At 37.9% G+C, this 18,640-nt stretch carries 13 protein-coding genes; 9 read left to right on the forward strand and 4 right to left on the reverse strand.

The window, feature by feature from the left end; all coding sequences use genetic code 11:
- Window positions 1-141: 141 nt before the first annotated feature.
- From PZ892_RS01195 to PZ892_RS01235, 9 genes are all read left to right on the forward strand, one after another.
- Entirely contained in the window at window positions 142-3,447 is a 3,306-nt protein-coding gene (locus PZ892_RS01195) for a TonB-dependent receptor (protein ID WP_220476599.1), read from the forward strand.
- A 19-nt stretch (window positions 3,448-3,466) separates the two neighbouring features.
- Window positions 3,467-5,206: a RagB/SusD family nutrient uptake outer membrane protein gene (locus PZ892_RS01200; RefSeq protein ID WP_182497901.1), complete on the forward strand. Its 1,740-nt coding sequence runs from the start codon at window positions 3,467-3,469 to the stop codon at window positions 5,204-5,206.
- A gap of 61 nt (window positions 5,207-5,267) precedes the next feature.
- Window positions 5,268-7,103: a PQQ-binding-like beta-propeller repeat protein gene (locus PZ892_RS01205; protein ID WP_182497902.1), complete on the forward strand. Its 1,836-nt coding sequence runs from the start codon at window positions 5,268-5,270 to the stop codon at window positions 7,101-7,103.
- A gap of 9 nt (window positions 7,104-7,112) precedes the next feature.
- Window positions 7,113-8,900 (forward strand): glycoside hydrolase family 9 protein, encoded by a 1,788-nt coding sequence (locus tag PZ892_RS01210; protein ID WP_277711990.1) that lies wholly within the window; start codon window positions 7,113-7,115, stop codon window positions 8,898-8,900.
- Between the two features lie 53 nt (window positions 8,901-8,953).
- Complete coding sequence (locus PZ892_RS01215) at window positions 8,954-9,580, forward strand: polysaccharide deacetylase family protein (protein ID WP_229678243.1); 627 nt, start codon at window positions 8,954-8,956, stop codon at window positions 9,578-9,580.
- An 86-nt stretch (window positions 9,581-9,666) separates the two neighbouring features.
- Entirely contained in the window at window positions 9,667-10,479 is an 813-nt protein-coding gene (gene murQ / locus PZ892_RS01220) for an N-acetylmuramic acid 6-phosphate etherase (RefSeq protein ID WP_094257736.1), read from the forward strand.
- An 18-nt stretch (window positions 10,480-10,497) separates the two neighbouring features.
- Window positions 10,498-12,009 (forward strand): sodium:solute symporter, encoded by a 1,512-nt coding sequence (locus PZ892_RS01225; protein ID WP_094257663.1) that lies wholly within the window; start codon window positions 10,498-10,500, stop codon window positions 12,007-12,009.
- Between the two features lie 67 nt (window positions 12,010-12,076).
- Complete coding sequence (locus tag PZ892_RS01230) at window positions 12,077-12,892, forward strand: purine-nucleoside phosphorylase (protein ID WP_182497903.1); 816 nt, start codon at window positions 12,077-12,079, stop codon at window positions 12,890-12,892.
- A 57-nt stretch (window positions 12,893-12,949) separates the two neighbouring features.
- Entirely contained in the window at window positions 12,950-14,932 is a 1,983-nt protein-coding gene (locus PZ892_RS01235) for a putative porin (protein WP_229678242.1), read from the forward strand.
- 8 nt (window positions 14,933-14,940) lie between these two features.
- Here PZ892_RS01235 and PZ892_RS01240 read toward each other — a convergent pair whose 3' ends face one another.
- The 4 genes from PZ892_RS01240 to PZ892_RS01255 form a co-directional block, all read right to left on the reverse strand.
- Entirely contained in the window at window positions 14,941-15,726 is a 786-nt protein-coding gene (locus PZ892_RS01240; RefSeq protein ID WP_094257666.1) for an IclR family transcriptional regulator, read from the reverse strand.
- Between the two features lie 80 nt (window positions 15,727-15,806).
- Entirely contained in the window at window positions 15,807-16,562 is a 756-nt protein-coding gene (locus PZ892_RS01245; RefSeq protein ID WP_277711992.1) for a hypothetical protein, read from the reverse strand.
- An 11-nt stretch (window positions 16,563-16,573) separates the two neighbouring features.
- The gene (locus PZ892_RS01250; RefSeq protein WP_277711993.1) at window positions 16,574-17,491 is read right to left on the reverse strand and encodes a fumarylacetoacetate hydrolase family protein; all 918 of its coding nucleotides are present in this window, start codon (window positions 17,489-17,491) and stop codon (window positions 16,574-16,576) included.
- An 18-nt stretch (window positions 17,492-17,509) separates the two neighbouring features.
- Complete coding sequence (locus PZ892_RS01255; protein ID WP_094257669.1) at window positions 17,510-18,637, reverse strand: cupin domain-containing protein; 1,128 nt, start codon at window positions 18,635-18,637, stop codon at window positions 17,510-17,512.
- Window positions 18,638-18,640: the final 3 nt, after the last annotated feature.

An 18,640-nucleotide genomic window follows, 5' to 3' on the forward strand; every position in this document is an offset into this window, starting at 1 on the left:
CTCAATATTATTGGGCCTATTCGCATAAAAGTACATTTTGATTCTGTAGAGGGAAGTAAACAAACAAACTCGGTTGTTTCGATACAAAAGAGATAGGCCGAATTATGATAACAAAAATTATAAATTATTAATCTTAAAGCAATGCGAAGACTTCTACTCTTTTCACTCGCTCTGGGTCTGACAATGCCGACTTATGCGTCATTTAACGCAAACAAGGGTGTTGTTGCACTTAGAAACCATGCTGGCTGGACAAAAGCCACATCGGTACTGCAGAATACCGTATCAGGTACGGTAAGCGGTCCTGATGGTCCGTTGGCAGGTGTTACTGTTTCGGTTGTAGGATCGTCTGTGACGACTGTAACTGATAGTAAAGGTAAATTTACTATTACTGCCTCAGTAGGTTCAACACTTAGGATTTCTTTTGTAGGTTTTCAGACTAAAGAAGTACCTGTTACAGGTAATACTGTAAATGTGTCATTGGAATCTAGCGAGGATATCATCGATGAGGTGGTTGTAGTAGGATATGGTACACAAAAACGTTCTAACGTAACAGGGGCAGTTAGTTCAGTTGATGTTGAAAAAACATTCAAAACAAGGCCGATCACTGATGTTGGAAAAGCATTACAAGGATCAGTTCCGGGATTAACGATTACCTCACCAAGTGGGGATTTGGGGTCCAATCCAACAATTCGCTTAAGAGGTGTTACTGGGTCATTAAATGCGGGTTCTGCATCACCATTAATTTTGGTAGACAACGTTGAAGTTCCGAATTTGCAGATGGTGAATCCGGAAGACATTGCTAGTGTATCCGTTTTAAAGGACGCAGCATCAACATCAGTATATGGAACACGTGCAGCATGGGGAGTTATTTTAATTACGACCAAAACCGGTAGAAAAGATACTCCAAATCAACTTTCATATTCAAACAATTTTGCTTGGCAAAGACCAACTGAGGTACTTGATATCGCAGATGCAGCAGATGGTGCTGAGGTTGCTCTTAAAGCATTGCAACGTACTAATCCAAATACTGATGTTTTCGGAGCGGTAGGTGTTTATTATGACCAACTTGCCATTGAGAAAATGCGCGAATGGGAAAGTATGTATGGAGGTCAGGATTTAGGGTCAGAAATGGTTGAAGGTCGTGACTGGGAAGTTCGTGGAGGGAGATTATTCTTTTATAGACCTTGGGATGCACCTGGTATGTATATGAAAGATTATGCTCCACAACAGACTCATAATTTAAATATGAACGGTGGTAGCAGTACCATTTCTTATAATTTAGGTTTAGGTTATATTAACCAAGGAGGAGTATTAAAGGTTAATCCTGATAAGTTTACTCGTTATAATGTTAATGGATCAGTAGACGCAAAAATCAATAAGTGGATTTCAGCAAGGAGTAAATTTTTATATTCCAATACCTTAAAAACTTCGCCATATTCATTTGGAGGGGGAACTTACGACCCTTGGTTCTATCTATACAGATGGCAAAAGGTATTTCCATATGGAACTATTGACGGTAACCCAATGCGAAATTCAATCACTGAGGTTGAGCAAGCCAAAATGAATGAATACAAAATGGGGATGACTCGTATCAATTTAGGTGCAACTGTTAATATTATTGATGGATTAACTTTTGATGCGGATTATACATATACCAATTGGGGAGCAAGAGATCATATTGTTGGAGGTTCTGTAAAAGGGATTGACTTCTGGGCAGGTGGAGGAGAGATGCCTTATCGTACCTTTACTTCTGCATCACATGACAGAGTAAATTATACATCTTATTATCAAGACCGTCAAGTATTCAATGGGTTCTTTAATTATAATAAGGCATTCGGAGACCATGATCTAAAGTTCACTTTAGGTATGAACATGGAAATGTATGAAGGTGGGAATCACTATTCTGAAAAAACCATGTTAATGGACCCTGATAAGGGCGAACTTGCATTAGCTACAGGTGTTCAAACAGCAGGTAGTACATTAGGTGATTGGGCTACATTAGGTTATATTGGACGTATTAACTATGCCTATAAGAATAAATATTTATTCCAAGTTAGTGGTCGTCAAGATGGTTCTTCAAGATTCCCGTCTTCAAACAGATGGGCGTTTTTCCCAGCGGTATCAGCGGGTTGGGTAGTTACAGAAGAGAACTTCATGCAAGAACTTAAGCCGTACCTATCGTTTTTGAAATTCAGAGGATCATATGGTATGATTGGAAATCAGAATGTTGGGGCGAATGCATTTATTTCAACAATGCCTAGCACATCGTCTGGTTGGTTAGTTGGAGATGCGTTTCAATACACTGTTGGAACTCCTAACGTAGTTTCTCCAATTTTAACTTGGGAAAAAGTTACGGATTTAGACATTGGTGCAGATGCTGGATTCTTTAATGATCGCTTAAATGTAACATTTGATTGGTTTAAAAGAACTACTAGTGATATGTTAAGTAGCGGTTCTACTTTGCCTTCTTCTTTTGGTGCTACTCCTCCAAGAGTTAACTATGGTGCAATGGAAACAAAAGGATGGGAAACTGAGGTTAAATTCAGACATACTTTTGATAATGGCTTATTCTTCAGTGTTGGTGGTCAATTAAGTGATTTCAAAGAGCGTATTACAAAATTCAATAATGCAACCAGATTAATTTCTTCAAATTATGAAGGTCGTGTGATTGGCGAGATTTGGGGATATGAAACAGATCGATTCTTTACGAAAGATGATTTCCAACAGGATCCTAGTGGCAACTTGCTAAAAGATGATGCTGGAAAATGGATATTGAATGAAGGTATTGCAGATCAAAAAGACTTTGAGAGTGGATGGTTTTTCTATGGGCCAGGTGATATTAAATATAAAGATTTGAATAATGATGGGAAAATTTCTACAGGCGATGGTTCAGTAGAAAATCCTGGAGATAGAAAAATTATTGGTAATTCAAATCCAAGATGGCAATACGGTTTTAGATTGGATATGGAATATAAAGGATTTGATTTAGGAGTATTTTTCCAAGGCGTAGGAAAACGTGAGCAATGGGCGAGTGGAACGGTATTTATTCCTGGATTCAGACCTGGTGAAGCATGGTATCAGCATCAGTTAGATTATTGGACTGAGGAAAATCCAAATGCATTTTACCCACGTCCAACAGATCAAGGCCAAAGTAATAGCATTAGAAACTTTATGCCACAAACAAAGTACTTGATGGATATGTCATATTTACGTTTAAAGAATTTGACTTTTGGATATACATTGCCTAAGAATTTTGTTGAAAAGGCTAAATTGAGTAGAGTGCGAGTTTTCTTTAGTGGTGAAAACTTATTTGAGAAAAAGAATACGAATATTCCTATTGACCCAGAAACAGATTATACTTCTTGGGGTCTAAATGATGGAAACTCTTTTGGTAGAGTTTATCCATTCAAGAGGTCATATTCATTTGGAGTTCAAGTAGGTTTATAATTCAAATTGATTCAATATTATGAAATTAATCAATAAGATTGTTGTAGCTATAGGCATTTTAGGTGCAACTGCAGTTTTTTCATCATGTAACAAGGACTTTTTGGAGAAATTTCCAAAAGATACTATGACTGATGAAGATTTTTGGACCAAAGAGGAAAATGTAAGAACATTCTCTTATGGTTTTTATACAGGATATTTTACAGGTTATGGATCAGGATATTCCTGGGGGAATTATTTTTCTGGGCAAGCTTTCAATGATGATTTTGCAAGTACGAGTCCTGGGGAGTTTACGAAAATTGTTCCCGAATCTGGTGGTGGCTGGGGATTCACTTGGGTAAGAAAAGCGAATGTCTTTATAGATAGAGTAAAAACTGTACCAATGAGTGATGATGCTATTGCGCATTGGACTGGTGTTGGGAGATTCTTCCGCGCAATGGAATATCATGATATGGTTAGTCGTTTTGGCGATGTTCCATGGTTTGAAAATGTTATTTCAGAGACAGATATAGAAACTTTATATCGTCCGAGAGATCCTAGATCTTTTGTTGTCGACAAGATGTTGGAAGATTTAAAGTTTGCGGCAGAAAACGTACGTGTTAGTGATGTAGGTGAAAAGGGATTGTATGTTAATAAAGATGTTGTTTTAGCATTCATGTCCAGAATTATGTTATTTCAAGGTACTTGGATGAAATATCATACCAATGATCAAGCAAGAGCAAAGACTTATCTTGAGGCAGCTAAATGGGCGGCTGGTGAATTAATCAATTCTAAGAGATATTCCTTAGGAACTAACTATAGAGATTTATTTACTTCGTTAAGTTTGACAGGAAATCCAGAAATGATAATGTACCGTCGTTACGTTACAGGGTTGTTAACACATTCATTAATGTCTTATAACAATAGGGAGCCACAAACAGGAATTTCTCGTGATGCAGTCAGAAGTTATCTTTCAAAAGATGGTTTACCAGTTGATCAATCTCCATTATATAAAGGTGATCATTCAATTGGGGATGTTATGACAGATAGAGATCCTCGGTTAAACCAGACGGTAACTTCAGATATCCGTTTATCTGGTGTTAACTCAAACTCTAGTACATCTGGATATGCTGTTTGGAAATTTTTAAATGAAACAGTAAAAAATGAGCCAGAAGGTTCAGGTAGTTTAAATCAGACCGATGCGCCTGTAATTAGATTTGGTGAGGTTTTAGTTAATTATGCTGAAGCTGTTGCAGAACTAGGGAATATTAGCCAAGCTGACTTAGATATTTCAATTAATGTCTTAAGAAGCAGAACTGGAGTAAATATGCCTAAATTAGAAGTTGCTGGACAATCTGCCTTAGTAGGAGGTGTAACTATTAATGATCCTGAACGTGACCCAACTGTATCTCCAATTCTTTGGGAAATTAGAAGAGAAAGAAGAGTTGAGTTAATGATGGAAGGTTTCAGGTATAATGATTTGAGAAGATGGAAAAAGCTTCCAATGATGGATACGAATAATAATCCTAAAATTAACTTAGGTGCTTGGATTAATAAAGACGATTACAAAGATGGTACTGGAAAATTACTAGTTGAGAACCTAACTGTAGTGAATGGACCTACTAATCGTATTGGATATATTAAACCAGCGTTTAAGCCAGAAACACAACGTATTTTTACTGGTGAGAAGGTTTACTTAAATCCACTTCCAAAAGATCAAATTAGACTTTACAAAGATCAGGGAGTTGAATTGAAGCAAAACCCAGGTTGGGAGACTGAATAATTTTAAACAAATAAAAGGCTAGATTATTTTCTAGCCTTTTATATATTAATTAAAGAATCTAATGAAAAGACTTTTATTTTTACTGTTCCTAATACCATTAAACCTATTTTCCCAAACTTTCAAATTTGCTCAGGTTACAGATACACATGTTGGCGGTGCTACTGGGGCTGATGATTTACGCAGAACTGTTCTGGACTTAAATCAGCAGCAAGGCATTGACTTTGTGATTTTATCGGGTGATGTTACGGAATTTGGTTCGGATGAGGAATTGGCATTAGCCAAGCAGATTTTGGACAGTTTAAATCTTCCCTTATATGTTATTCCGGGGAACCATGATAGTAATTGGTCTGAAAGTGGGGCGAATTCATTCCGTAAGGTTTTCGGATCGGAGACTTTCTTTTTTGAACATAAGGGGGTTGAATTTATTGGAACGACTTCTGGTCCTAATATGCGGATGAGTCCGGGGCAAATACCTCGAGAAAACTTAGTTTGGATGGATTCGATTTTTAAGGCTCATCCAGATCAACAGAAACCATTAATTGCCATAAACCATTATCCTTTAGATTCTTCATTAAATAATTGGTATGAGAATATTAATCGTCTTAAGACCAAGAATGTTCAGCTAGCTCTATGTGGGCATGGTCATATCAATAAATTGTATGATTGGGAGGGGATTCCAGGAGTAATGGCTCGTTCCAATTTACGTGCGAAAGATGAAGTTGGGGGCTATAATATTGTTAGTATTACTCCTGATTCTGTATTTTTTCAGGTTCGCAAGCCACTATTTATTACGGAGGACTATTGGTTGAAGTTACCCTTGCAAAGGGTTTCAGAAAGTTCTATTCAAGGTGTAAAGCGTCCTAATTATGCGATGAATTCGAGTAGTTCGGCAAAAGTTATCTGGGAATTTGAGGACCATGGTGATATTGGAGCTGGGATTAGTTCAGATAATAAAAGAATGTTTACAGCCAATACCGTTGGTGAAGTTTATGCATTAGATCTTAAAACAGGTAAAAAGCTATGGAGTTTCAAAACCGGGGGTAAGGTTTATTCGACCCCGGCAGTTCATAAAGGTGTGGTAGTTGTGGGGTCATCAGACCATTATATTTATGGATTAGATTCAAAATCGGGCAAAGAATTATGGAAGCTAGAGGCTCAAAAGGCAGTTTTGGGCTCGCCGGCTGTTAAGGACGGAAAAGCATTTATTGGAGCCTCGGATGGTGTGTTCAGAAGCATTGATGTAAAATCGGGGAAATTGCTTTGGACATTTGATGCTGTTGAAGGCTATGTTTCAACCTTGCCTACGTTAGCGGATAATAAGGTAATCTTTGGCAGTTGGAAAAATGGATTCTATGCATTAGATCAAAAAACAGGTAAATTGGTTTGGAAGTGGGATAATGGTCATACGAATAGGATGTTTTCGGCTGCAGCATGTTATCCTGTGATTGAGAAGAATAAGGTTTTTATTGTTGCTCCAGACCGTTTTATGACAGCTATAGATTTACAAACTGGAAAAACCCTTTGGAGAGAAAAGAAGGATGAATACCGTGTTAGGGAATCTATGGGGATCTCGAAGGATAGGAAGCTGGTTTTAGCGAAGACCATGGATGGGGAATTAATTGGCGTTCCTGTTGATGCTGAGAAAATGGATGTTTCATGGAAGGCAGAATTAAAATTACCTTATGAATTAGCTCCAACAGCGATTTATAGTAATTCAAAATATATATTTGTTCCTAGCGACAAAGGTTTATTGTCTGCTGTAGAACCTAAAACCGGCAAAACCGTATGGCAATATAAAATTTCCAATGCGATGATCAATCCTCCATTGGTATTTAAGGATCGTGTTGTAGTGAGCAGCATGGATGGAAAAATTGTAATGCTTAAAAGTAAACCATAATAAATGATAATGAATAGATTAGTTTTCTTATTTCTTTTGATGTTCAGTTGTTTGCATGTTTTTTCGCAAGAGAACAGTTGGATACGTATAAATCAATTGGGTTACCTTCCGGAAAACAAGAAGGTCGCCGTATGGGTCAGTAAGGGGGATCAAGGGATTAAGAAATTTAGTTTGATTGATAAGAGCAGTAATAAAACGGTATATACAGGGAAAGCAGGGAAGGAATTTGGGCAATATGGTCCATTCCATAGAGGTTATAGGTTAGATTTTAGTAGATACAATGGTCATGGGGAATTCTATCTCCAGTCGGATGATGGAACGAAGTCGCCATCTTTTAAGATTAATCCAGATGTTTATAAAGGGACGGCAGATTTTACATTGAGATATATGCGTCAGCAAAGGACATTATTTAATCCTTTTTTACAAGACAGTTGCCATACGCATGATGGGTTTACGATGTATGCTAGTTCCGTTGGGATGCCAGATAGTACCAGGGTAGAAGTTGCGGGCGGATGGCACGATGCTTCTGATTATTTACAATACGCTACTACTTCAGCCAATGCTACTTATCATTTATTGGCTGCATATCGTGATTTTCCATCTGTTTTCACGGATGAGAAACAAGAGAACGGATTAGATGGAAAGAATGGGATTGCGGATGTTCTGGACGAGGCTATTTGGGGATTAGACTGGTTGGTAAAGATGCATCCCAAGCCGAATATCATGTTTAATCAAATTGCCGACGACAGAGATCATACGGCGATGCGGTTGCCAGGTCAGGATTCTGTTTATGGACGCGGGCATGAGCGACCAGTTTATTTTATTGATGGAAATCCACAACAACGGGGTAAGTTCATGAACAATACAACTGGAACAAGTTCGACTGCAGCGAAGTTTGTGAGTGCCTTTGGCTTAGGTCATCAGCTTTTAAAGGGTCAAGATTCTGAATATGCTAATTTATTGAAGGAAAAAGCAGAAACAGCCTTGCAATATGCTTACATCAAGCCTGGAGTAACTCAGACAGTTTCTGTTAAGTCTCCTTATATTTATGCTGAGGATAATTGGGTGGATGATATGGAGTTGGCAGAAGCCACCATGTTTAATTTGAACAATAATCAAGAACATCTTCAAAAAGCACTTGATTTTGCCAGACAAGAGAAAGTGACTCCATGGATGATAAAAGATACAGCGAACCATTATCAGTATTATCCATTTATCAACCTAGGTCATTTTGAACTTGCGAAGTCAGCAGAGGGAAAAGCTAAAAAGGAAGCCTTGAGTTATTATAAAGAAGGTATTGAAGCTGTTAATGCAAGGGCTAAAGAAAATATGTTCTACCGTGGGGTTCCATTTATATGGTGCAGTAATAATCTTACCACTTCATTTGCAATACAATGTTTATGGTATAGAGAAGCTTCAGGAGACAACAAGTTTCAGGAATTAGAACAGGCAAATATAGACTGGTTATTTGGGGTGAATCCATGGGGTACAAGTATGGTTTATGGATTACCTTCACATGGTGACACACCAACAAGCCCACATTCATCGTTTACATATTTACATAATTACCCAATTGATGGAGGATTAGTAGATGGGCCGGTTTATTCGTCTATTTATAAGAATCTGATTGGGATTCAATTGTATAAACCGGATGACTATGCATCGTTTCAAAGTGATTTAGTAGTTTATCACGATGATTTTGGGGATTATAGCACGAATGAGCCCACAATGGATGGGACAGCATCATTGATTTACTTGCTTTCGGCGAAGGAAGATGAGTCAAAAAAAAAAGATTAATTGATGCGCACGGCGCAATTATCCGTGGAGATAGCAGTAAGAAGCAAGTAAGCTTGATTTTTACAGGCGATGAGTTCAGGGAAGGGTTGCCGATTGTTGCGAGAACATTAAAAAAGGAAAAGGTTCCGGGGAGTTTTTTTATTACGGGTAGATTTTTGGAGGATCAAAAGTCTGCAAAATTAATAAAGAAGTTATTTGATAAGGGACATTATATAGGACCACATTCCGATCAGCACTTACTTTATGCTCCATGGGAAAATAGAGATAGTTTGTTGTTGAGTAAGACAGAGTTTATTGATGATTTAAGTGCTAACATCAATAAAATTAAGGCTTTAGGGATTGGTGGGGTGAATAAATTTGTTGCGCCCTATGAATGGTACAACAAAGAAATTACGGCTTGGAGTTCTGAAATTGGATTAAGGTTATACAATTTTACTCCTGGCTTAAGGACTGCGGCTGATTATACCTATCCGGAAATGGGGAAGCGGTATATGTCTTCAGAAGCTATTTTAGGGCAGTTATTTGATTATGAGTTGAAGGAAGGGTTAAATGGATTTGTAATAATAATTCATTTGGGGGCTGATCCTAAAAGAAAAGATAAATTATTTAATCAATTAGAAAGGTTGATTGAATTATTGAAGAATAAAAGTTATAAATTCGTGCCACTCGACGAGATATAAAATTATAATGCGTGTTTTTGCGTTTTTTAACAAAAAGTCGCATATTTACGGAAAAGTTATAGAAAGAATTGCAAATGCTGAATGCTATGATCAACACCACGGAGAAGGACTCCAACTATCAAGACCTGGACAAGATGTCGGTTCAAGAGATTCTGACAAATATTAATAATGAGGATAAAACAGTGCCGTTGGCAGTTGAGAAGGTGATTCCACAGATTGAATCGCTAGTTCAGGTTGTATCCGACCGAATGAAGGCTGGTGGGCGATTATTTTACATTGGAGCAGGAACATCAGGTCGCTTAGGAATTTTAGATGCATCTGAGTGTCCACCGACATATGGAGTTCCATTTGATTGGGTAATTGGATTAATAGCAGGTGGAGATACAGCTATCCGCAAGGCTGTTGAATTTGCGGAGGATGATGTCGAGCAAGCATGGAAAGATTTAGAGGAATTTGCCATCAATGAGAACGATTTTGTATTAGGGATTGCTGCTTCAGGAACCACCCCATATGTAATTGGTGGTTTGGATAAGGCAAATGAGAAAGGGATTGCGACAGGTTGTTTAGTTTGTAATGGGAATTCTCCGATTGCGGCTAGGGCAAAATATCCAATTGAAGTGATTGTAGGTCCTGAGTTTGTTACAGGTTCGACCCGTATGAAAGCAGGGACAGCACAGAAATTGGTTTTAAATATGATCAGCACTGCAGTGATGATTCAATTAGGAAGAGTGAAAGGGAATAAGATGGTTGATATGCAGCTTTCGAATCATAAGTTGGTAGGTCGCGGAGTGCGGATGGTGATGGCAGAAACAGGTACCGATGAAGAGACAGCAACAGCATTGATTGAAGAATTTGGTAACGTTCGAAAAGCCATTGATAACTATAACCTTAACAAATAAAACAAATTTCGTCTACCTATGTCTCCAATTATTCTTCTAACCTTTATAGTTGTTTATTTTGGGATTTTATTGGCTGTAGCACATTTTACATCCAAAAATTCTTCGGATAACTCTACGTTTTTTGTTGCGAACCGGAATGCTAAATGGTACATGGTTGCCTTTGGTATGATTGGTACTGCATTGTCTGGTGTTACGTTTATTTCAGTTCCCGGCGATGTTGGGAATACACCTGCAGGACTTACTGATGCCAATAATTTCAGTTACTTCCAATTTGTACTCGGAAATGCAATAGGCTTTATCATTATTGCCTATGTTTTATTGCCGCTATATTATCGGATGAATCTAACTTCTATTTATACCTATTTAGAAGAGCGATTAGGCCATAAGAGTTATAAATCAGGGGCAATGATATTCTTGATTTCCAGAACAATTGGTTCTGCGTTTCGATTGTATTTAGTTGCCATTGTTTTACAGCGATATATATTTGATGCCTGGAATGTTCCATTCATTCTGACCGTTGCGGTTTGTTTGATTCTTATCTGGTTGTACACCAATAAGGGTGGACTAAAAACCATTATCATTACAGATACCCTTCAAACGACCTTCTTGTTGTTGGCCGTCGTACTTTCTATTTATTTTATGGCAGATGGATTAGGGCTAACCGTATTTGAAGCTTTTGAAAAAGTAAAAGAGAGCAGTTATTCAAAAATATTTATTTGGGAGAACCTATTAGGGGATCCTAGAAATATTTGGAAACATATTATTGGAGGTATTTTCGTAACGATTGCAATGACTGGTTTAGATCAGGATTTAATGCAGAAAAACCTTAGTATGAAGACTATTAAAGAGGCTCAGACGAATATGATGACCTTTACGGGGATCTTTGTCGTGATTAATATATTTTTCCTTGCGGTAGGCGCATTATTATATTTCTATGCAGATGCAAATGGAATTAGTATTGCTGACTTAGGTAAATCTGATTACTTATATCCAGAGATTGCCTTGCGTCATTTATCTATTGTTCCAGGGATTATTTTCATGATGGGATTAACGGCTGCTACCTTTGCAACCACGGACTCCGCATTGACAGCATTGACAACTTCTTATTGTGTGGATTTCTTAAACTTCAACAAGAAGGAGAATCCGAATGACCCTAAGTTGGTTAAGCAACGTAATTATGTTCATTTGGCGTTTTCAGTTGTGATGTTATTGGTTATTTTGCTTTTCCATATCATCAATGATGAATCCGTTGTATCGGCTATTTTCAAGATTGCTGGTTATACGTATGGTCCATTGTTAGGTTTATTCTCCTTTGGGATATTAACCAAGAAACGTGTCAATGACAATTTAGTTCCATTTATCTGTGTGGTATCACCTGTTATCATTTATTTGTTGACAATGTATGTTTTACCACTTACAGCCTATAAAATTGGTTTTGAGCTTATTGTTTATAATGGCTTAATTACTTTTCTATTGTTGTGGTTAACTTCTCCGGGGAATGTTAATAAGACCATGACAGCGGTTAAGTAAGGCTAATCCTTGATTTGTGTGTGCAAAAAAATAACAGTAAGTTTGATTAACTAGTTTTTTTGCACACATGTATCAAATGATTGAAGAATCTATCCAATCTATCCGTCGTAAAATCGGCGATTTCACTCCAGAATTCGGTATTATTTTAGGCACTGGCCTTGGGAAGCTTGTTGAAGAAATTCAGGTTGAGTTTCAGATGATGTATTCCAATATTCCGAATTTTCCCATTTCCACGGTTGAATTTCATTCTGGCAAATTAATTTTTGGCACCTTGAATGGGCGTAAAGTTGTTGCGATGCAAGGTCGACTTCATTATTATGAGGGCTATAGCATGCAAGAAATTACCTTTCCGATTCGGGTTATGAAGGGTTTAGGAATTCAGAAGCTTTTTGTTTCCAATGCATCTGGGTCATTAAATCCAGATATTAAAAAGGGTGATATCGGAATTATTGAAGATCATATCAATTTACTTCCGGATAATCCATTACGTGGGAGTAATGATGAGGATTTAGGGCCTAGATTCCCGGATATGAGCCAGCCATATAACTTTAAGATGATTGAAGAAGGGATGGAGATCGCTTCTCGATTGGGTATTAGGACGCATAAGGTGGTATATGTATCTGCGCCTGGTCCGAATTTAGAAACGAGGGCGGAATATCGTTATATGCGGATTATTGGAGGAGATATTGTCGGGATGAGTACTGTCCCTGAGGTCATTGTTGCCAATCATATGGCTTTGCCAGTCTTTGCTATTTCTGTCATTACGGATGAGGGTTTTCATCCCAACTTAAGACCGGTTTCTTTAAAGGACATTGTGGAAGTTGCAGCCCAGGCAGAACCTAAAATGACAAGTATTTTAAAAGAATTGATTGCTTTGCAATAATTTTGGTTTTTTGCGTTATTTTTGGGGGCATAAATTTTGTACCGATCCTGATTGAGTATGCTTAGAAGGTTGCTGTTTGTATTGATATTGTTTAGTCTAGTTCCTAAACTTTACGCTCAGACTGAAGATGAGTTCAGTTCTGCTTTGGATTCTGCGCGTAATGCGGAGGACAATAAGAAAGATTCAGTCATTTTTACGGCGAAGTATGTTCGGTTTACGAATTTAAGGACGATGAAACAGGGGACGAAGACTTTCCAGATCGATACCTCCCATGTTAACTTTCAATATTACAATAAGCAAAATCTTCCCTGGGATCCTTCCATCAATTTAGGTTCATATGGACTTGCTACACGAGATCTTTTGTTCAATCCGAATAAAACCATTGGATTCCAATCAGGTTATCATGCATTAGAAAGATATTTATTGACTTCGGATTCTGTACAGTACTATCGTGCAAGAGCAAGATATTCGGAGCTGTATGCGGTAGGCTTCTTTTTTGATGATCAGGTTTTTAAAGCCAAGTTAGCACAGAATATCAATCCACATTTAAATGTCGGAGCGGAGTATCATGCTACGAATACGGATGGATACTATAATAACCAGCAGTATAGTGATCGTAAAGGGGCAGTTTTCGCATGGTATGAATCTCCGAGTAAGCGGTACAATCTATTGTCGAACTTCACATTTAATACGCTTGATGCGACTGAAAACGGTTCTGTTCGGAACGATACATTATTCAGAGACACTTCAAGCAATACCTCACCTTCTCGATACCCTGTTCGATTGGATGGAATCCAAGGTAACCGTCCATTTAATAAGTGGAAGGATCTAGGATTTTTCTTGAGACAGTCTTATTTTATGGGAAGGATTGACACGGTAAGTGGAAATGGTCCAGATGCTGAAATCCATCCTACGAATGTTATTGCTCATAATTCAAGTATTCGACAACAGAAATATATCTTTTTCAAGAATCAATCCGATTTATATAATGCCTTTCCTTATAACAATTTAGTTAGGGTGGATGATACGACAAAGATTACTACGATATCCAATGATTTTACGTATAGTTTTTATTTGCGAGGGAAGAACCTAAAGAATGAAGCCAAAGTAGAATTAGGTTTTCAAAATGATTTGATCTGGTATGCGGATAGTGTTTTGAATAAATTTTACCAGAATAGTATGGTCAAGGGAGCCATAGGATATAAGTTTTCAGATAAGGTCGATGTTAATTTTACGGCCAATCAAATTGTCGTTGGTCGGAATTTTGGAGACTTTTTATATGAGGCCTATGCTGATGTTCACTTGAGTGATATTTTTGGAAAGTTAAGAATCGGTGCTTATTCACAGAATAAATCACCAGAGATGATTTTTCAGAATGCGAATCTATCTTACCACTCTTGGAAAGAGGAGGATTTGAATTTAAATAAAATCAAAACACAAAACCTATCCTTTCAGTATGTGAATAATAAAATAGGTTTCAATGGTAAATTAGAATACTTTCTGATTAACAATTATACCTATTTCAAGGAGCTTCCGAATCCAGGTAATAATGTTTTGGGAGCAAGACATATAGCTCCAGAGCAGGAGGGGAATCTTAATTTGTTAAAGCTTACGGTTGGGCAGAATTTTAAATTTCGTCGTTTTCATTTAGACAATCGTGTTGTTTATCAGAAGTCGGATGCGATGGCGGTTTTGGCTACACCTGAGCTATATACTTGGCATAGTCTGTATTATGCAAATATCCTGTATAATGTCATGGATTTTAGGATTGGTATGGATGTTCGTTTTAATACCCCATTCCGTACACCTTCCTATTCGATTAACTCCGGACAGTTTTACAACGATAATGTTGGTATAGAATTCTCCACATATCCTATTGCCGACGTTTGGTTTACAGGAAATATTGATCGTGTGAACTTGTTTTTGAGTTATAATTTTGTCAACCAACATGTATATCCAAAAGGATATTATACTGTAAGGCGATATCCAATGAACCCAGCATTCTTACGTTTTGGAGTTTCTTGGAAGTTCTATGACTAGATTATAGGTTATTTACTTTTCGCGGTCCAACCACCCAATTCAGATAATTTTCTACCAGCTTCTTTTAATAATTTAGCAGGCTTAGAGTCTAATCTATCGTCAAAAACATCGATTTTCCCCATGATTGTAATTCCAGCATAAATAGTGCTTGAGAAGTCGAAGATAGGAACGGATAGAGAGGTGAAATCAGACAAAAGCTGACCTCTAGAGGTGCTTATTCCATTTGCTCGGATGTTATCGAGCATATTATATACTTCTGAAAGTGCGACAGGCTTGCCATTGAGGCTTCCTTGTTTTTCGATTTCTTCGACGATAAAAGGTTCGATAAAGGATAGAGGTAAATGCGCCGCAAAATTTTTCCCCAATGCGGAGGTCAATAAAGGTAGGACGCTTCCGATTCGAAGATCAAATATCGTTTGAGAATAAGGGCCATCAACTCGGTTTACAATGGTTGGTCCACGGTTTCCCCAAACGCCAAGAAATACAGTTTGGCCAATTTCTTGGGCTAATTCTAGCATAACGGGCTGTGAGGAAGTGAGGATATTTACTTGGTCAAGGTAGCCAAGACCTAGCTTCAAGCAGGTAGGGCCGAGGCTGTAAAATCCAGTTGTAAGATTTTGTTCCACCACGCCAAGATTAATAAAGCTAGTCAGGTATGAGTGTATTTTACTAGGTGACAATCCGCTTTGTGCAGAAATTGTTTTCAGAGGCAGAGGTGCTGCTGAATGTACCAAGACCGAAAGGATTGAAAATCCTACGTCAATAGATTGAATACCGTTCTTTTTTTTCTCCATGAATTTTAAAGGGTAACAAAAGGCGAATCTAAATGTTTTTCCCTATAGAAAAAACAAATTGATTCGCCGAATGCTAAAAATTAGTAATTGCCTGAAAGAAGTGCTCCACCCATAGGGACATGAGCTTTCAATCCTAACTCTTTTAACATACGATAAGTAGTACAGATTGCAGCAGTTGTCACAGGGATTTTTATTTCATTTTCAATATAATCAACAGCAGGTAATGATGGCATTTGAACACAAGCTGATAAGACAAGAGCTTCAACATCAGTCAAGTCCAATTGCTTATAAATAGATTTTAAATTTTCAGGGTCCAAAGCGGCGACCTCTAGGTTGTCTGCGACTTCCAAAGCTACCCAATCCTTTACTATAAAGCCTTGATCTTCAATATAGTCAACGACCATTTGAGTTAAGGGTTTCATATAAGGAGCTACTACAGCGATATTTTTTACACCCAATGCTTTTAGTCCTTCCACCAATGCTCCGGCACTTGTTACAATAGGAGTTGGGAATTCATTTTCGACTGTTTTTTGATGTAGTCTACTTTGCGAAACGCAGTGATACCCTTTGCCCATTGACATAATTGCAACCAGGCAAGCATAGCCCATAACATCTACATGAGCATCTGATAGTTCAATAGCACATTGGTCAGATTGGGCGTCCATTTTTTCAAGCTCTTCCTTTGTAACATGTTTCATTCGCATTCTGGAGGAATGGAATGTAAAACGTTCTGGATAAATGCTTTCTCTTGCTCTGAATAACGCAGGGATTTCAGTTTCCATGGTTACATTAGAGCTAGGGACGATCTGGCCGATTTTATATTTTAGTTTGGACATATGAAATAGGATTACGCCTTTACAATAGGATTCTTAAGGGTTCCAATAGGTTCAATTGTAATTTCTACAACGTCTCCAGGGAACATAAATTCTTGCGGGTCTCTACCAGCACCTACCCCAGCCGGTGTTCCAGTTGCTATGATGTCGCCTGGTTCCAAACTGATACATTCAGATATATCTTCAATAATAGCATTAACATTGAACAGCATGAATTTGGTGTTTCCATTTTGCTTTTCAATACCATTCACTTTTGTGATAATATCTAAGTTGTGCGGGTCAGTTAGTTCATCTACTGTAATAATCATTGGTCCCATAGGAGCGTAGGTATCCTGACCTTTAGACACGATCCATTGACCGGATCTTCTACAGTCCCTTGCGCTGATATCGTTAATGATTGTATATCCAAAAACATGATCTAAGGCCTTCTCTTTGGATACTTTCGTAGCCTTTTTTCCTATAATTACAGCTAATTCTCCTTCCCAATCCATTTGCTGAGTAATTTCCTCATTATGCTTAATAGGGTCACCATTAGCGATTACCGTCGTAGGTGGTTTACTAAAGATGACACATTTTTGAGGGAGTTCCTTTGAAGTATCTAAAGTACGAGCTGATTCGGCAACATGTTCGGTATAGTTTAATCCGATACCGAAGATATTTTTTCTAGGCCGAGGAATTGGAGCCAAAAGAATAGCATTTTCAAAAGGAATACTGCAGGTTACCAAGTCAGTAACCGCAGATTCTTTTATTATTTTATCCAATGCTTTTACGCCTATGTTTCCGAGGTCAATAAATTCAAGCATCGTTTTAGGAAGATCAATTCCAAAATTAATTCCTAGACTTTCGACATCAACGATGATATCAAAATCAGATATAATGACGCCTAATCGGCCTTCGGCTTCAGTGTTAGCTCTATATGTTACTAGTTTCATGAATTCGGTTTATAAATTTTATTCCACTATATTTTGATGGCCATTATTTTCAGTATAGGCTTTCTCCTGATATAGGCCTAATTTGCTAATGGTTGGAAGGTCGTTGAAATTAAATAAAAATGCTTCTTCACTGTCGGATAAGTTGACATGTTCATGCCAAGCCCAAGCAGGGACACAGAAAGTATCTCTTTCCTTCCAGTCATATCTCTTGCCGTCGATAATGGTATAACCTTTACCTTTTGCACATTGGTATATAAAACTACCTGTATGCTTGTGAGCTTTGGTTCTTTGGCCTGGTTTTAACATTTGCATTGCTGCACCCATGGTTTGCATTACGTGGCCACCTGTTAGTGGGTTTGAGTATTGCATGATTACACCGTCGAAAGGAGTTCCATCTGATACTTTTCCGGCATTTACCAGTGCATTATAAGTACTTTCCCAGGAATATTTAAATAATGGAGAATATGGGTTATTCCATTCTCTATCGACAGGTATCAACCCACTTCCGGAATAGCTCATTGGGGAATAATTCATTGGCACCACTTCTTCTTGACCATCTTCATCATCATATACTGCATAATCATTCGCTTCCAATGCATTCACCAAAGGAATATCCAAGCCATCCATCCAGACACAAGTTTTTCCATCCGGGTCTACACCATGTTCATGCCAGGTGCTATTTGGAGTAATGACAAAATCATTGACACCGAGGGATATTTTATTTCCATTGACAATTGTATAGCCTTTATCACCTTCCATAATGAATCGCAATGCTGCGGCTTTATGTCGATGTGCGGGAGTTGATTCTCCTGGTTGAGTCACCTGAATTCCTGCATATAACCATCCGCAGGCAGCTTTTACATTCGCTCTTTTTTTATTGATGAGGTAGACGACTCTTCTTCCGGCTTGTCCGGGGGTTACTAATCTTGCAGATTCTAATACAAGATCTCGGAGTTCGTCGTATTTCCAGAGCATTGGCACTGAGTTGGAAATAGGTTCCCAAGGTTCAATTTCATTGGCTACGGTCCATAAAGCACCGGTATCCAATTCTGCGAGCTTACCATAATAAGCTTTTAATTCTTCATTATCTTGTACACGTGCTCTGCCGTAAACATCATCTTTACCTTTATAAATGTTTGTTTCCATGAT

This window comes from Sphingobacterium sp. WM, assembly GCF_029542465.1.
GTDB lineage: Bacteria > Bacteroidota > Bacteroidia > Sphingobacteriales > Sphingobacteriaceae > Sphingobacterium > Sphingobacterium cellulitidis.

Excerpts from the sequence above, each read along its gene's own strand:
- PZ892_RS01255 (WP_094257669.1), bottom strand. The coding sequence starts at position 18,637 with ATGGAAACAAACATTTATAAAGGTAAAGATGATGTTTACGGCAGAGCA.
- PZ892_RS01205 (WP_182497902.1), top strand. The coding sequence starts at position 5,268 with ATGAAAAGACTTTTATTTTTACTGTTCCTAATACCATTAAACCTATTT.
- PZ892_RS01250 (WP_277711993.1), bottom strand. The coding sequence starts at position 17,491 with ATGAAACTAGTAACATATAGAGCTAACACTGAAGCCGAAGGCCGATTA.
- PZ892_RS01210 (WP_277711990.1), top strand. The coding sequence starts at position 7,113 with ATGAATAGATTAGTTTTCTTATTTCTTTTGATGTTCAGTTGTTTGCAT.
- PZ892_RS01245 (WP_277711992.1), bottom strand. The coding sequence starts at position 16,562 with ATGTCCAAACTAAAATATAAAATCGGCCAGATCGTCCCTAGCTCTAAT.
- murQ (WP_094257736.1), top strand. The coding sequence starts at position 9,667 with ATGATCAACACCACGGAGAAGGACTCCAACTATCAAGACCTGGACAAG.
- PZ892_RS01225 (WP_094257663.1), top strand. The coding sequence starts at position 10,498 with ATGTCTCCAATTATTCTTCTAACCTTTATAGTTGTTTATTTTGGGATT.
- PZ892_RS01200 (WP_182497901.1), top strand. The coding sequence starts at position 3,467 with ATGAAATTAATCAATAAGATTGTTGTAGCTATAGGCATTTTAGGTGCA.
- PZ892_RS01230 (WP_182497903.1), top strand. The coding sequence starts at position 12,077 with ATGTATCAAATGATTGAAGAATCTATCCAATCTATCCGTCGTAAAATC.
- PZ892_RS01195 (WP_220476599.1), top strand. The coding sequence starts at position 142 with ATGCGAAGACTTCTACTCTTTTCACTCGCTCTGGGTCTGACAATGCCG.
- PZ892_RS01240 (WP_094257666.1), bottom strand. The coding sequence starts at position 15,726 with ATGGAGAAAAAAAAGAACGGTATTCAATCTATTGACGTAGGATTTTCA.
- PZ892_RS01235 (WP_229678242.1), top strand. The coding sequence starts at position 12,950 with ATGCTTAGAAGGTTGCTGTTTGTATTGATATTGTTTAGTCTAGTTCCT.